Consider the following 16331-nt stretch of genomic DNA (forward strand, 5'->3'; position numbering starts at 1 on the left):
TTCTCCTTTATATAAAATAATTCCCATGCCCTTCAATTTAAAAATTCAAAGAAAGTGGTTTCCATAACGATAAAGCAAATATCCAATTCGGGTCACCATTTCCTTGATGATTTTGAATCGCCTCATATACTTTCCCTTGATGTTCTACTTTATCGCCCTTTGTATATGCCTTCTTTGGATCCCATTTTTCATAAGATACATTTTGATCTTTTGTTTTAATTGGAAGAATATCACTTTGAATCGATGTATTTCCAGCTGCATCTATAGCCTTCACAGTATATTTGTATTCTATGTTAGCAGTCAGTTTACTATCAGTAAATGTAGTTCCCTGTACGGTTTGAATGAATTTCCCGTCACGTATTACTTGATATTCTTTCACACCTACGTTATCTGTTGATGAATTCCATTTTAACTCTACGCTATTTGAAGTAATGTTGGTTGCTTGTAATCCTTCAGGCCGTGTAGGAGCTTCCGTATCTGGGTTAGGATTAATAATTTGATCAACTTTCTTAAGACCATTAATTGTAACTTGATACACTATCTTCTTACCAAAACTCTCCTGTATATTTTTATCCACATTTATAAGAGTTGCCCGGTTTCCACCCTCTAAATGTGTAAACTCAATATAGTCTCCGACTTTCACCGGAATTTTTTGTATTTCAGCATTTTGTTGCCTGTTTCCATAAATATCTTTATTATATACAACTTTTCCAGATGAATTTTGGACTTTCACACTCGCATATGTACTATCAAAGTAATGATGTGGTACACCTGCTTTTAATTGAATTTGTATTTCTTCTTTTGTCTTATTAAAATCTAATTTTGCAAACTCAAAATCTCCTATTCCTTTCATTGACCATACAAATTGGTTTCCCTCTAAAACATTATTTGATATATCTGGGCTATATCCCAAATTTGACAAGATTGACTTTAAATCTGGCAAAACACCAATTTTATCTGTTAACGGATTTTGAGATTTTGTACCTGTATTTGGATTACTTAGTATATTTCTTAATTCAGCTGGTTTATATGGACGATCTAAATGTTCTTTAGCTACACCTTGTATTGAAGTCGCTGCTCCAGCAATAATTGGAGAAGCACTAGATGTACCACTAAAGCCAGTTGTATAGAGATTTTTAGTAATCCTATTAGGTTCAGCACGAGTTGTATCTACGTTTTCCCCCCAACCATAAACATCAATTCTACTACCATAATTTGAAAACCATAAACGTTTATGAGGAACAGTTGACGATGCGGCTCCAATCATTATAGCTCCTGAATCTTTAAAGTCCGGACTATTGCGATTTAATACCTGTTTTCCATTCCTATCTCTAAATTGATCAAGGTCATTAGAACCATTTGCCCCGGCTTCTATCACAATAATTCCTTTATCTGTTCCAGCTCGTATTGCATCAAAGATATCTGGCTGTACTTCAACAGGTAAATATTTATCTCCATATCCATCATAAGAAGCTTGTGCCTCTAATAATAAAATATCCCCAGCTTGTAAATTATGTACAGCATTTACTATCGCATCAGCCGTATTATACGACCCATCACCTCTTATTTGGGATACAACTTTTACCTTAGCCTTTGGTGCAATTCCTATATTACCAACCTTATTATCTTCAGCAGAAACAATCCCAAGTACAGAAGTTCCATGGCCAACGTGTTGATCTATATTTCTACCAGATATAAGCTCAACTTTTTGATTTACTAAATCTTCATGGTCTAATAACCACCCATACTCCATATCTACAAAAGTAGTTCCTTTTCCATCTCCACCTTTTATGCTCCATGCATAAGATGCATTAATCCCATATGGCGCTTCCTTAAGATATCCCTGGTTTAAAAATCTTGGATCGTCGTAAGGGTTAAGCGATACAGTAGGTAATTGGACTTCTGGTAAAAGAGTTGGTTTTTCTTGCATATATACTTGTTCAACAAGATGAGATTTCTTAAACTTGTCCATCAATGTTTCAGCTGTTACTTTATTAGGCACTTCTACAATATAATAATCTAGTAAATTAGAAGATGAATTATTTTCAGTTTCCCTCGTATGTTTATCGATGTTTTCAATCTCTTTCGGATTTACAGATGTAAATAAACGCTTTAATGTTAGCTGCGGAAATTCAGAGAAGATTTTTACTAATTCCGAATCGCTATCTTCATCTTTTATTTGATTTTCGAGTCTATCCTTATACGGGAAATTCACTTCACTTTTAAACTTTAAAATAATTTTATTTCCTTCTTTAATATCCCCCTGGAATTGACTTATATTTTGTGAAGAATCTTTCGAATCTGCATACACTACATTGGGATCTTCATTAATTTTAATTAACTCTAATCCTGTAAAAGATGTAAGTGCAATCGTAGAAACGAATATTCCTTTTATTAATTTCATAATGAACATTAACACCTCTTTATTAATATATAATAATTTATAGATTATTTGTGGTTATACTTTGAATAAATAACTCAACTGTTTACATTTTATATACAAATGACCTGTTAACACCTATGCCCTTCTCTTTAAACAACACAACAAATGTCCTCTTTATATAAAAATAAATGAAAATCATTTGAAAAACGTCAAAAACATTAAAAATCAACTTATAAACAGCCGAATAATTTTATTACTATATTACTTTTTTTATAAATAATTCTTCATATTTCTTATATTTTCATAGTAGATAGCGACACATTTTTCTGACCCTATTAATCTTATTGGAAAAAAAGTGATGAAGGTGATGTTAAAACTTAGGCAAGTTACCTATAATGGTATTTGTGCAATTTGTAAGATAGAAAAATATAATTTGTATATTGCAATTTGACATAATTCTAATAGTACGGGATATATTTTTTTTCCATAAAAGTAACTTTTTTTCATCTCTTTTAAACAATTTATTATATTATTTTCATTTAATTAGGCACAGAAACGATTTGCAAAATCTTACTACTTTTTAGGAAAACGTTTTTAGGGTACATTTTAAAATAGCTCTTTTTCTTTGAAATGTTTCTGTGCTTAATATTTAAAATATCTTATGTCAAAATTTCCCGCAACAAATATGTTAAATGATTTATAATTATATATAATATGGAATATTATAGTTAAATTTTCCATATTATACTCTATTAAATATAGCATATTTAATTTATTATTAATTAATTTATTAGTCTAAGTATGAATTATAAAGTATGTTCGTTTAAAATTGTCACAATATAATTTTATATTAGACGTTTTTAATTACTCGTGAAACATTTGTAAATGTTTTAACCGTTATTTATAAGATAAATACCCCCTCTAAATATAAGATTTACTTAATTTAGATTCTTTCTCTCATAGTAGTGATGTCGAAAAAAGTCGGATTTTTATATTTTTTCTTTATTTTCTGGTTGTAAACGTTTTACTTTCATGTTACCATCTTAATCAAACATTAGATGGTAATATAACTTAAAGTATTTCTTTCCCTTAGAGACATATAAATGTTCGGTAATACCATGAAAATAAGGCCAAAGAAATATGAGTTACCTGATAAAAGATTTAATAGGATTTTTACCACCTTAATTTTCTGTTAATTCAGAATGTATAACTTTAACATTTTGTCCCTAAACAAAATTTAAATTTAAGTGTGGTAAACTCAAAAAGCTAAATCACCCACCCAAATTAATAAATGATATATCTTATTATATCTAGCGATCAGTCATGAGAAATAGATTTCTTCCTAAGAAAACTTAGCCCATTAATAAAAAGTGTCTAGATTTCTATCTTTATTACCATCTATTGTTGATAACATATTTACCAACTATAAAAAAGAACCTATTGAAGGTTCTTTTTTAATATAATCATTAGCACTTCAATTATTGATAATCATTGGTGTTGAATCTTTATTCCCTCAACTTATACAGTTTTCTTTTATTAACACTTGAAGACTTATTGAGGTATTGTTCTGATTTTAATTTTTATTTTTAAGCGTCTATTATTCGAATGAGGGGCCATCCACAGTTGTATATCTAATAAAGAAAGAATGATGTTTGCTTCCAGGGACATCTTAATTACCTCCCTCTGCCTTGTTATGTATATAACCCATCTTCATGCATCTAGAGATGATTTGAAATACATGTAGTTTTCTTGTGAAGTTTTTATATTATTTCTAATACATCTCCATATCAAATCCAGATTGGAAGGTTATACTGGCTACAAGAGGTGATATTATGAAGAACTATCACATTCTGGTGGTAGAAGATGATCAAAAAATACAAGAATTAATCAAACAATTTTTAATGACACAACAGTATAAAGTTATAGTTGCATCAGATGGATTAGAGGGCATGAAACAATTTAATAAGCAATCCTTCGATTTAATTCTTCTAGATGCGATGATGCCAAACCTGAATGGATTTGAAGTTGCCAAAATGATTCGAAGTCAGTCAAATATACCAATTATTATGCTAACTGCGCTAGAAGAGGAACAAGATCAAATGAAAGGGTTTGATCTTGGAATCGACGATTATACTACGAAATCTTTTTCTTTTCATGTTTTGATGAGACGAGTCGAAGCAGTACTGAGAAGAAGTAATAATCAAAGTACGGATAATCATTTTGTATTTAGAGAACTGCATGTTGATGGCGATGCATATAAAGTATATGTAAATAAAGCTGAAGTTCCCTTAACGACAAAAGAATTTGAAATTTTGCAACTACTACTTCAAAATGAAAAAAAGGTACTCACAAGAGAAAATATCGTAGAAAAAGTTTGGGGATATGAGTATGCCGGAGACACACGAATGATTGATACGCATATGAAAAACATACGAAAAAAATTAGATATACCCTATATTAAAACTGTAAAGGGCATTGGTTATAAAATTGATGAATAGGATTGTAAAAATCATGAAGATGAAGAAAATTACCTATAAACTCTTTATGACTACATCCCTCATTTTGTTAGCCTTTGCAACACTAATTTACTTAACGTTATACTTCTTTCTCCCTACATTTTATGAGCAGTATAAAACAAATCAGCTTCAAACAGGAACAGAAGAAATAATTTCCAAATCTAAAGATCTTACGATTCAAAATGCCACACCACTTATTGATGAATACGCACAAAAAAATAACGCAATGATCTACCTCCAAAATAATAAAGGAACAATTATTTATTCTCCTTTTCTTCAAAGTACTGTCCAAGGAGGTACTATTCAAGAAGGTTACGCTAAAGCAGTACCAATAAATAATTTGGAATATTCTCTCAATTCATATGAGGTTACTGAGCCAATACAATTCCAAGATGTTAATTTAACGCTTGTGGTGTTCGCAACATTTCAACCAATCGATGAAGCTTCACAGGTTTTGGTACGTTTTCTACCCTATATTAGTATCATTGTACTGGTTATTGGTTTAGGAAGTGCTTATCTCTATTCAAGGTTTATTACTAAACCACTTATTTATATTAATAAAGGTGCACAAAAGATGGCAAATTTGGATTTCTCCGAAAAAATTGAGATTCGTTCTATGGATGAATTAGGGGAATTGTCCAATAGCTTGAATGATATGTCCATAAATTTACAACAGGCAATTTTTGATTTACAAAAAGCGAATCAGCAATTAAAAAGTGATATTGAAAAAGAAAGAGAAATAGAAACAAAGCGAAGGGAATTCTTTGCTATTGTAGCACATGAATTAAAAACTCCTCTTACTGTTATGAAAGGATACTTAGAAGGAATGATATATAATATCGGCCCTTATCAAAATCGTGACCAGTATTTAAAGAAAAATTATCAAATAATTGAAAGTCTGGAACAACTGGTTCGCGAAATTTTAAGCATGTCAAAATTGGAACAGCATACCTTTAAACTTCAAGTGGAAGAAGTAAATCTTTCGAAATCAATAGATACAATCACAAAAAATCTCGAATTTTTCGCTTCTCAAAAAGGCATTCAAATAATAAAAGAAATCAATTCTGACATTTTTATTTATACAGATTGTGTTCTTTTAGAAAAAGCTTGTAAAAACATCATTCATAATGCAATTATGTATTCACCGCACAACGAAAAAGTCTATATAAAGTTAACAAAGGAGTCTAAACAAAACAACATTCAAATGCAAGTTGTCAATACAGGTATCAAAATAAAAGAAGAAGATATACAACATATTTTCAAACCATTTTATCGAATCGAAAAGTCAAGAAATCGAAATACGGGAGGGAGTGGCTTAGGGTTATATATTGTAAAACAAATTTTCGAATCCCTTTTTATCACGTATTCTATGAGTAATACAAAACAAGGCGTACAATTTTGGGTTACCATTCCATTATCCATCAAATAAATAGCAAAGGAGTCTCCATCTCATCCTATAGAAATGAAATGGAGATTTTTATTTTTTTATAAGCATCAAATTATAAATTCTTTTTTCATTTCTATTGTCATTAAAGACAATCTGTATTCAAAAGTTTACTTTAAAAGGTTCTGTTGTAAAGTTTTAAAGCCTAAGCTAAATTTTCGCAAAATAGAGTTAGGAAAATCATACATGAGATATTTTAAAGGAGAGCAATTTAAGCAATTTATTATTTTGGTAGCCATTGGCTATTACTGTCGTTTGTTTTAGGGGTACGGCATCGATTTTTTTGGAGCCACTCACAAATGATTAAATCAAGAAGGTCAAGGGAAATTGGGACAAACATAGATTAATCTTGGTATATTTTTCAACATACTAAAAGTGCATATCCTACCAAATTTAGTGATAGAGTATACACCTTGAATTTTTTGTTTATCTTTTTTATAAATACATTTTTGTACATATGCGTTTTAAATAATGATGTCTAATAATAAGGAAATAAATCACTTGCATGCAAATAAAGCTTACTAATACAACAATTGAGCTTTGAATAACAGACATTTCCTTACTCACAGTTTGTCCTAATTGATGAAAAGTTAAAAATGCAAAACTGCTATGAATCATAGCCACTACAATTGGTAAAAAAAATAGTAACATCATCTGTCTTGTCACGATTTGCTTTAACTCACTTTGGCTTAAACCTAATTTTGAAATCATTTGGTATTGCTCTTGATCACGTTCTAAATCAGTAAATAGACGGAAATATAAAAAGCTAAGTGTAAATACGAAAAATACAATCCCCACCATTACACTTGAAATAGAAAGTAATCCGTTTTGTTGTTTCAATTCAATCCATTTTAAATACAAAGATGAAAAGGAATAATAATCCTCTTGACTCGTACTAATGAACTTTATAAGCTTTGTAGAAATCGCACTTGTTTCAGACCAATTTTTAACGATAAATCCGTAAATCGTGTAATCTCTGAGTGGGCCTTCTTGTTGATTATTTAACATCTTATTGTAAACAGCATCGGAGATAATATAAGGTTTTTCAAATGCATTTGCTAATTCTGGGATAAGGATTGCTTTTTGAACAAAAAATGATTCTTCCAGTTCACTATATTTTAATTCAAAAGGCTTTAAATATACTACAGTATTTTGGTTTTTCTTTGATATTATTCTGATACTTTCATTCTCATTTGTTAATTTCTCTATTTTATATCCTAATGTTTTAGCGTATTCATTATACGTAGAAAGGTTAATGAACGGCACTCCGTTTATCCTTTTAAATTCTGTTGCTACAAGTTTATAAGAAAGTCCAGATTCTTTTAACTGTTTTTTTATCTCTTCAATATGCTTTTTTTCTTGTGTGTTCCCCTTATCGGATTTATAGGTAAATGCATATGGAGTCTCATGTTTTGCCAATTCAGGATTTGCGATAGCCGTACAAACTCCAATTGCTGTAAAAGAAACTGCAGAAATAATTGTGACGATAAAGAACGTTCTCGCATTATCTTTGATTCGATACGTTAATTCTGAAATAACAAGAAGGTTGGTTTTTTTAAAGAATGTTGTTTCTCTATTTTTTAAAGCGGATAACACATATACACACAATTGAGTAAAGAAAAGATAGGTTCCAAATACAACTAATACGACACCTACTCCTACGAGTAGGAATAATGAATTTAAACTCATATAATCGGCCGCGGCGATACTGTGGTGAACGCAGGAGTAACCCGCTCCAAATAAAATAATGACCAACACGGAGATCCAAACAGACGCTATTGGCTCAGGTTTTGGTTTTTCCTCTGATTTTATGAGTTCTACAAGCTCATTCATTTTCACCATTTTTGATGTGAATAACGAAATGAGTAGAAATAAAATAAAAAAAGACATTGCTGTTACTACCATTGCCTTTAATGGAAAGTAAAATGCTAACGTTTTCTCTACTCCTAATAAAGACCCACTAACTAGTAAAAATAATTTAGAAAAAACCATCCCAAGTCCGATGCCTACTACTATAGAAGGGATTCCAATCAACATATTTTCGAAAAAAATTAATCGATGAAGCTGTTGATGAGACATTCCATGTAACATTAATAATCCAAACTCTTTTTTTCTATTTTTTAAAAATGCACTAACAGAATAGAAAATAAATAAGAAAGAAAAGACAAAGATTAAGTAATACGATAAATGAAATCCTATTTTTCCAAATGTACTCATGATGGTACTTACATGAGTCAGTTCGCCTTGTAGGTTCGGATGAAAGACAAGTAATCCATAAGTGAAAAAAATCAATACCGCAAATGTACTACTAAAAAAATGGCCAAGATATATTCGTTGATTCCGTAAAACATTATTGATTGCAAGCTGCCTAAAAGTCATGTTTATTCCCCCCTAACTTAGAAAGATTATCCATAATGTTTTTATAAAATAATGGACGATCATCATTGTAGCAAACTTCATTGTATAGCTGTCCATCTTTAATAAAAATAATGCGGTCACAGTAACTTGCAGCAACTGGATCGTGCGTTACTAACATCATTGTAGCCTTTTCTACTTTATTTAATAGTGTTAATAGCTCCATAACGTCTTGAGAGGCTTTAGAATCTAAGTTTCCTGTTGGCTCATCCGCCAGAACCAATTTAGGAGAGTGAATGAGTGCACGGGCAATCGCTGTTCGTTGTGCTTGGCCTCCTGATATTTCATAAGTTCGTTTGTTTAAGATTTCGTTGATTGCTAACTTCTCCGATATTGATTCTATTCGTTTATTTATTCTCTTCACATCCATGCCATCTAATACGAGTGGAATAACCATATTTTCTTTTACTGTTAAAGTATGCAACAGATTAAAGGATTGAAAGACGAATCCTAATTCCTGTCTGCGAAATAAGGCCAAATCATTGGGTGAGAGTTGATACGGATTTTTATTATGAATGAATACACTGCCTGATGTTGGCGAGTCAATAGTAGAAATCATATTCAATAATGTTGTTTTCCCACTACCCGATGGGCCCATAATCCCAACAAACTCCCCCTCTGTAATTGTTAAATTAATATTTGAAAGTGCCGTATGTGAAACCTTCCCTTTGTATTCTTTACTAAGATCTTTTACTTTTACTAATTTCATATGAGAAATTCCCTCCAAATGTACACACTAAGAGTGAGATTTGATAAAAGATGCCCCTTATCTCCTAAATCATTTCCATACCCTTGCATGCACTTTACAAATAAAGACGAAGTCTTCAAACAGACTCCGCCTTTTCGATTTATCATGAATTACAGCCAGTACTAGTAGCCTCTTCATAATATTTCTAAAAAAACTTTGCAACAGAACCAAATTTACGTTATTTTCTTGCAGAAATAGGCTGAGACCAAATCTCTTCGTCATTATCATTTAAATGTACTTTAAAAACATATATAGGTTGAGAGAAACCTTTTGTATCAGTGTAGTAATCCATATTATATTTTGTAATGAATAATGTATCACCTGCTTTGAAAGATCCTATAGGATCAAATTCTCCTTGTTTCAGTTTTTGAAATGCTTCCTTTGGAGAAAGAATTTCAACATCTCGAACATGTGATTTTTTTGTACCGTAATATTTGTAAACAGGCACTTTTTCCCCTTCGTCTTTTAACTCTATTGATGTTTTTATAGTAACTTGAGACATATCAGTTTTTGTAATGGGATCAATAGGCATATTTCCAAATTCCTTCATTTGATACGAAATCATTATTCCGAGTGCGACGAAACTTACTGTAATGGGAAGGTATAAATATTTGATTATTTTTGTATCTGTTTCATTTTTTTTCAAAAATATAAGAACTATGTTTAACACAGAATATCCTAGCATCATGCCTAAAGTATTATGAAGTAAATCGGCTAGCTCCATACTTCCTCGTTGCAGTGTAAATTCAAGAATTTCAATCAATAAACTTGCTATAATTGAGATGATTAACATCCATTTTGTTTTTTGAAAAACCTTACTAAATAAAGGTAATAAAATTCCTAACGGAAAAAGCATACCTATATTCACAATGATATGGAAAAAGGAAGAAAATGAAAATATATTCCATGCTTTTTTATAGACACTAAGTACATCAAAGTCAATTGTTCTTGCAAAGGCCATATCATCTGAACGACCAAATGAAGTAGCTGATAATGCAAGGGAATAGTATCCTGTTATTAAAACAAACAATATAATTTGTTGTACAGTTAGTTTTTTTTCTCTTTTACATATCTTTTTGTATACTACAAAATAACTAAAAACAAATAAAAGTAGTAACAATAATGTGAGTAGTATCGTAGGAATCGCATAACTAGCGATTAGACTGAAAATAATGTTCATTTTACACCTCTGTTTTTATGAATATAATTTTGTACCTATGCATTTTATATATTGATTACTAATACAACAATCGAGCTTTGAATCACAGACATGCCCTAATTCGTGCAAAGTTAGAAATGCCAAATTGCTGTGGATTATACCACTACAATCCGTAAGAAAAATAGAATCTTCATTTATCTTGTCACATTTGATGGTCTAGTTTTGAATTTCCTTATTTAAACTTGGTCAAATGTTTCAAGCACTAAAATAACTTGATATCACACCACAGATTTTTTCATGAATGTATCTGTTATTCATTGTAGTAGTAAGATTATTTTTCTCATATTGAATTACCTTACACTTTTCTTACACGCTCGTAATATTTCTGAAAATACAGTTTATAAACCTCACAGCTTGGAAGGAGTCTTCTTGGCTAAAATGACAAAAAAGTTGAGGATTCCCCCAACTTTTTTATACTTTTATTGTCTTATTAATCCTGTAGATGTAACCTGATATGTTCTTTTCTTTCCTATATATTCCTGTTTTTCATTCTCAAGGTTAGTTAAAGTCGCTCTTGTTTTTTCCTTTGCTGCTTCCCCTTCTATATGAGTAAATTCTATATAATCTCCCACTTTTATAGGTACTGTTTGGGTTTCAGCATTTTGTTGTCTATTTCCCATGATTTCCTTATTGTACATAACGCTACCAGACGAGTTCTGGACTTTAATACTTGCATATGTACTATTGAAGTAAGAATGCGGTACGCCTGCTTCTAATTTGATTTTCAGCTCTTCTGCTGTTTGATTATAATCTACTTTTGCAATTTCTCGATCACTATATCCTTTTAATGACCATACAAATTGTTTTCCATCTAGAATTGTTGTCTCTGGCATTTTTTCTACTTTCTTTAAGCCCTCTTTTGTAACCTGGTATCTTGCTGTCTTTCCAATAGTTTCATTTTTGTTATTTTCAAGATTCATTAATGTTGCGCGTGTTTTTTCCTTTACAGCGTCTCCTTCTATATGAGTTAATTCAATGTAATCTCCCACTTTTACGGGCACTGTTTGGGTTTCAGCATTTTGTTGTCTATTTCCTATGATTTCCTTATTGTACATAACGCTACCAGACAAATTCTGGACTTTAATACTTGCATATGTGCTATTGAAGTAAGAATGCGGTACACCAGCTTCTAATTTGATTTTCAGCTCTTCTGCCGCTTTATTATAATCCATCTTTGCAATTTCTCGATCACTATATCCTTTTAGGGACCATGTAAATTGATTTCCGTCTAAAATTGTTGCTTCTGGCATTTTTTCTACTTTCTTCATGCCTTCTTGTGTGACTTCATACATTGCTTTTTTTCCAAAGCTTTCTTGTTTACTGTTGTCTAAATTTGTGAAATTCGCTCTATGTACACCTTCAAGATGTGTTAATTCAATATAATCTCCTACTTTGACTGGAACTTTTTGCGATTCAGCATTTTGTTGTTTGTTTCCATAAATATCTTTATTATATACTACTTTTCCTGATGCATTTTGTACTTTAATACTCGCATAGGTTTCATTAAAATAATGATGCGGTACGCCTGCTTCTAAGTCAATTTGCATTTCTTCTGTCGACTTATTGAAATTGATTTTTGCAAACTCAAAATCACTAATTCCTTTTAGGGACCATGCAAATCGATTCCCTACTAAAATATCAGAATTTCCATTTGTAATTCCTACTTTTTTCTCTACAGTTCGATCAAATATATCTGTTAATATAATTTTAGCAAAAGCTGTTTGAGGCAATTGCATAGTTTGACTTACCTCAGTTTGGTAGGACTTAATATTATCAATTACTTTTATAGGTTGTCCCATTAACTTTTCATTGTCATAGATTTCAATTTTCCCTTTAAACTGTGGAGTACTTTGTTCTTTCAATTTCCATGAAACATTTAATTTTCCAGCTTCAAAGCGAGTATTTTGGATATCAAAATCTAAATTTCCCATTTCTGGTTGACTAGGCTGATTTATATTAAAAGTTTTTCCAGTACCAATAGTTGATTGAGTATTTCCTCCTGCCCTAACCCATAGATATTCTGAAGTTGCTCCTCCATCGTATTGATAAGATGTATCATGTTGTCCACTGATACGCTGATTATTCCAAGAATTCCATTGTTTATCTGAAACTTTTCTACTGTATCCATTTTTTAAGCGTGCTTCTCTTACATCTTGTCCATTACCAGCCCAGTCCTCTTGGAACATCGATAGACCATAATTAAATGCAACATTTGCAACTGGATGATCCATAATAGCAACTAACTTCCATTGATTTAATTTATTATCTTTTATCCACTGGCCAAATTTTGTATGGCCATCTTCTTGCCAAGAACGTAGAGTCATTCGATACCATTCACTATCTTTCCAATTATAAGTTGTTTGTACCTTCAGACCTGTTCCTTCTCCACCAAATCTACTGGCTTCTGAAGTCGGCGATAAATATTCAGCTTTTATTGCTTGGTTTGATGCTATTGGATCCCAAAGCGCAAAGTGAAGGGTACGTTTACCAGTTTGATCAAAACCACTTTGTTGTTGGAAGCCAGCATAACCACCACCCTCTCCCCCCTGATTCCAATTATGCACAGCCCAATACGTATAAGGAGCTGTTTGGACTGGTGACCAGTCTATGCTAATAATATCTGAAGCAGCAGTATTTTGTGGTGTTACATAAACTGATGGGGCATGAGATCGGATTGCTGCCTTTGTACTAGAAATTGGTGCCCCATACATTGACATCATGGTGCAAGCCGCAGTAAACATAACAATCTTTTTTATTCTTCCATTTGTTTTAGCTTTAAACATAACTTCCAATCTCCTTTTAAATTATATTAGTTACATTGAATAATAACGATTTACATACTATTAAACAAATTATGTAAAAAAATAACATTAGCTACGCTACCTAGTTATGTTTAATGTTTTTTTCACTACTTTTACTAATCAAATTATAGTATTTTGAAATAAAATCGTATGATTTGTGATTAAATGTTTGCTAAAAATATTATAAAAATTCATAAATAGTTTTAGATTATTATACTGAAAGACTTCTTTGACATTTCATGATATTTCAATAGATTTATTTCCTTAATTACTCACACTATTAACCCTAAATTTGTTTACGGAAATAACATTATGTAAACAAAAATCGTGATAATTAGATAAAATAGCTTATCAATTTGTACGTGTCTTTTCAATAGATTAAAAGAGTCCACAAAAAACGTAGACTCCTTTAGTTACCTAAACATTAAATATTGCAACCGACCAAAAAATTAACATAAGATTCTTCTGTTAGCTTATTTAATATTTAATGACGTAGATAATGTATTCCAAGGTGCATTTGTAGATGTGTTTTGATATTTGAATTGTCCATTTTGCTGTCCCGAAGCATCCCATTTATACTCCCATCCATCAACAGTTCTATCACCATTAATATCAATCATCTTAGAATCTACTTTTTTTAGTTTTTGACCACTCATTTGAGCAATCGGATTTCTACCATATCCCATTTCATTTGTATAAATGTATAAATAACTTCCTCCATGATCTTTAACTGTACTTAAATTGTTTGGACCTATAAATTCAACTCCGCCTAATTGAGATTCAACTTTTACTACATTTAATGATGTTAATGGTGGTGCAGGTGCTGCAGATACATCTGTCGCTAAACCAACTGTTGCTCCCACTACTAATGATGAAACTCCTAAAATCATTCTTTTTAGCATACACTCATCCCCTTTATATTTAATACAAATTGATTCTATCATACTAATTTCATACATTTCGTTCCATGTGAAAGAGTTAACAAAAAGTACCTATTTATATATGAAATTGTGCATATTCATTGCATTTTTACTATTCGCACTTACCATTAACCCTACTACAGCTTAATTGCTTCTCTACCTTGATTGATTTACTACATTTGGACTCATTTCAAGCTGGCTTTTGTAAGTGCTAATCAGTGGTGCCTAGTTCGGTTATTTAACAAATAAAGACTAGAGTTGCTAATTCAACTCATATTAAGTCGGCTTTTCCTCTAGCATTATAAGCAAGATCCACCACTAGCATCGATTAACTCACCAGTTATCCAACGACTGTCTGATGAAGAAAGAAAACCTACAATATCAGCTATATCTTTAGGTTCTCCCCACCTATTAAAAGTCGATAAACCTGCAGCATATTTTTGGCCATCTTTATTCCCCAATGTCTCAGCGTTCATTTCTGTATTAATTATACCCGGGAGAATTGCATTTACTGTAATACCACGAGCACCAAGTTGTTTTGCTAAAGTATGAGTAAGTGTATTAATTGCCCCCTTAGATATACTGTAGGCAAAAACACTTGGGGAGGCTACTCGTGTAACAAATGATGAAATATTGATAATCCGTCCTCCATCTTTTAAACGTGGCAAAGCCTTTTGAATAATGAAAAATGGAGCCTTCACATTAATATTCATAACCTCATCAAAAGACTCCTCTGTAGATTCCTCTAACGTTAAAATCTGCCCAATTCCAGCATTATTTACAAGAATATCAAATGCAGTATTACCTATATGTTTTTGAAGAGATTGATCCATCATTAAATACAAGTTATTAATGCCTTTAAAAGTACTTAAATCTGCACTGATTGCAAATGCGGCACCGCCATCTTGTTTAATTTTATCCACTACACTTTCTGCTTCTTCTTTTCTTGTACTATAGTGAACTACAACTAACGCACCAGCCTGTGCCAGATGTAAGGCAATACTCCGTCCTATTCCCCTACTAGCCCCTGTTACTAATGCAACTTTCCCCTTCAATTTATTCATCTCATCATCCCCTTGTTTAAAATTCTACTTAGTTATATCACAGGATACTCTTTGAAATGTTGCTCTCTAATTTGGTTCCCTTAAAGGACCAAGATTGTATTGATACTAATTTTATTTAATACTAAACATCTATTTTTTTTTTATGATCTAGTGCACCCATGTCCGTTAAGCTAGGAAAAGTAAATACCACAAACAAAGAAAACTATTAGTTTTAGATTGTAGTACCTGAAAAATATCTAGTTTCTAGACCCTTGTTAAGAAGCCACGATGAGCAATTATACTAAACCAATAATGAAAAAAGGATCTGATATGAATTTCAAATCCTTTTTTACTATGTATAATTATTTCACTGCTTCTCTTAATTCTTTTTCAGCTTTAAATGACGGTGCTTTAGAATCAGCAATTCACATTTCTGTAACATTATTATATAAGGTTTTAACGGATTATGTGTTAAACTTTATTCCAAGAAGTCCTTTACTTTTAGAATCGACAATTCTTCAATACCCTTAGACTTGCCCTACGTCCCCTGTAGGGCTTTTTTCAATAAACTAACACACTTCTTATACACTTTCTGAATTTTATCTCTGCAATTTTGTATCCACTTCAATGTTAAATCTTTTATGAAAATAGAAGTTTAAAAAAGAGTATGAAATAATACACATTAAATTGAACGAATATTAAGATACATTCCCAAGGGTGCTGATACATACTTTCTTTAAATCAGAAAAAACATACCTTTATCTACACAGTTTTCAAGTGACTTATGACGTCTTTTTTTGCAAAAGAACCTTCACAATTCATATATAAATAACAAAAAATAT

General features: G+C 31.4%; 9 protein-coding genes and 2 pseudogenes. 4 read left to right on the top strand and 7 right to left on the bottom strand.

Going from position 1 to position 16331, the window contains the following annotated elements:
- Positions 1-37: 37 nt before the first annotated feature.
- Entirely contained in the window at positions 38-2404 is a 2367-nt protein-coding gene (locus KZZ19_RS28445; protein WP_237982407.1) for a putative mucin/carbohydrate-binding domain-containing protein, read from the bottom strand.
- Positions 2405-4215: 1811 nt separating this feature from the next.
- On the opposite strand from KZZ19_RS28445, the gene KZZ19_RS28450 reads away from it, so the two are divergent.
- The 3 genes and pseudogenes from KZZ19_RS28450 to KZZ19_RS31260 form a co-directional block, all read left to right on the top strand.
- The gene (locus tag KZZ19_RS28450) at positions 4216-4881 is read left to right on the top strand and encodes a response regulator transcription factor (RefSeq protein ID WP_237982408.1); all 666 of its coding nucleotides are present in this window, start codon (positions 4216-4218) and stop codon (positions 4879-4881) included.
- 13 nt (positions 4882-4894) lie between these two features.
- Positions 4895-6328: a sensor histidine kinase gene (locus KZZ19_RS28455; RefSeq protein WP_237982409.1), complete on the top strand. Its 1434-nt coding sequence runs from the start codon at positions 4895-4897 to the stop codon at positions 6326-6328.
- A gap of 201 nt (positions 6329-6529) precedes the next feature.
- Positions 6530-6598, top strand: a pseudogene (locus tag KZZ19_RS31260) (IS6 family transposase); the annotation flags it as partial.
- A gap of 180 nt (positions 6599-6778) precedes the next feature.
- Here KZZ19_RS31260 and KZZ19_RS28460 read toward each other — a convergent pair.
- Together KZZ19_RS28460 and KZZ19_RS28465 are read right to left on the bottom strand one after the other, a co-directional pair.
- Entirely contained in the window at positions 6779-8722 is a 1944-nt protein-coding gene (locus tag KZZ19_RS28460; RefSeq protein ID WP_237982410.1) for an FtsX-like permease family protein, read from the bottom strand.
- Positions 8712-9467, bottom strand: a complete 756-nt coding sequence (locus tag KZZ19_RS28465; RefSeq protein WP_237982411.1) for an ABC transporter ATP-binding protein — start codon at positions 9465-9467, stop codon at positions 8712-8714. Before KZZ19_RS28465 ends, KZZ19_RS28460 begins: the two co-directional genes overlap by 11 nt.
- Before the next feature lie 83 nt (positions 9468-9550).
- On the opposite strand from KZZ19_RS28465, the pseudogene KZZ19_RS28470 reads away from it, so the two are divergent.
- A pseudogene (locus tag KZZ19_RS28470) lies at positions 9551-9646 on the top strand (IS6 family transposase); the annotation flags it as partial.
- Positions 9647-9684: 38 nt separating this feature from the next.
- On the opposite strand, the gene KZZ19_RS28475 reads toward KZZ19_RS28470, so the two are convergent.
- The 4 genes from KZZ19_RS28475 to KZZ19_RS28490 all read right to left on the bottom strand — a co-directional run bounded on the left by KZZ19_RS28475 (position 9685) and on the right by KZZ19_RS28490 (position 15510).
- Entirely contained in the window at positions 9685-10686 is a 1002-nt protein-coding gene (locus KZZ19_RS28475) for a VanZ family protein (protein ID WP_226546314.1), read from the bottom strand.
- Between the two features lie 458 nt (positions 10687-11144).
- On the bottom strand, positions 11145-13508 hold the full coding sequence (locus KZZ19_RS28480) for a putative mucin/carbohydrate-binding domain-containing protein (protein ID WP_237982412.1): 2364 nt from the start codon (positions 13506-13508) through the stop codon (positions 11145-11147).
- 491 nt (positions 13509-13999) lie between these two features.
- The gene (locus KZZ19_RS28485; protein ID WP_002001753.1) at positions 14000-14485 is read right to left on the bottom strand and encodes a DUF4879 domain-containing protein; all 486 of its coding nucleotides are present in this window, start codon (positions 14483-14485) and stop codon (positions 14000-14002) included.
- A 260-nt stretch (positions 14486-14745) separates the two neighbouring features.
- Positions 14746-15510 (bottom strand): SDR family oxidoreductase, encoded by a 765-nt coding sequence (locus KZZ19_RS28490; RefSeq protein WP_237982413.1) that lies wholly within the window; start codon positions 15508-15510, stop codon positions 14746-14748.
- Between the last annotated feature and the right edge of the window lie 821 nt (positions 15511-16331).

Source organism: Bacillus thuringiensis (genome assembly GCF_022095615.2).
Lineage (GTDB): Bacteria > Bacillota > Bacilli > Bacillales > Bacillaceae_G > Bacillus_A > Bacillus_A cereus_AG.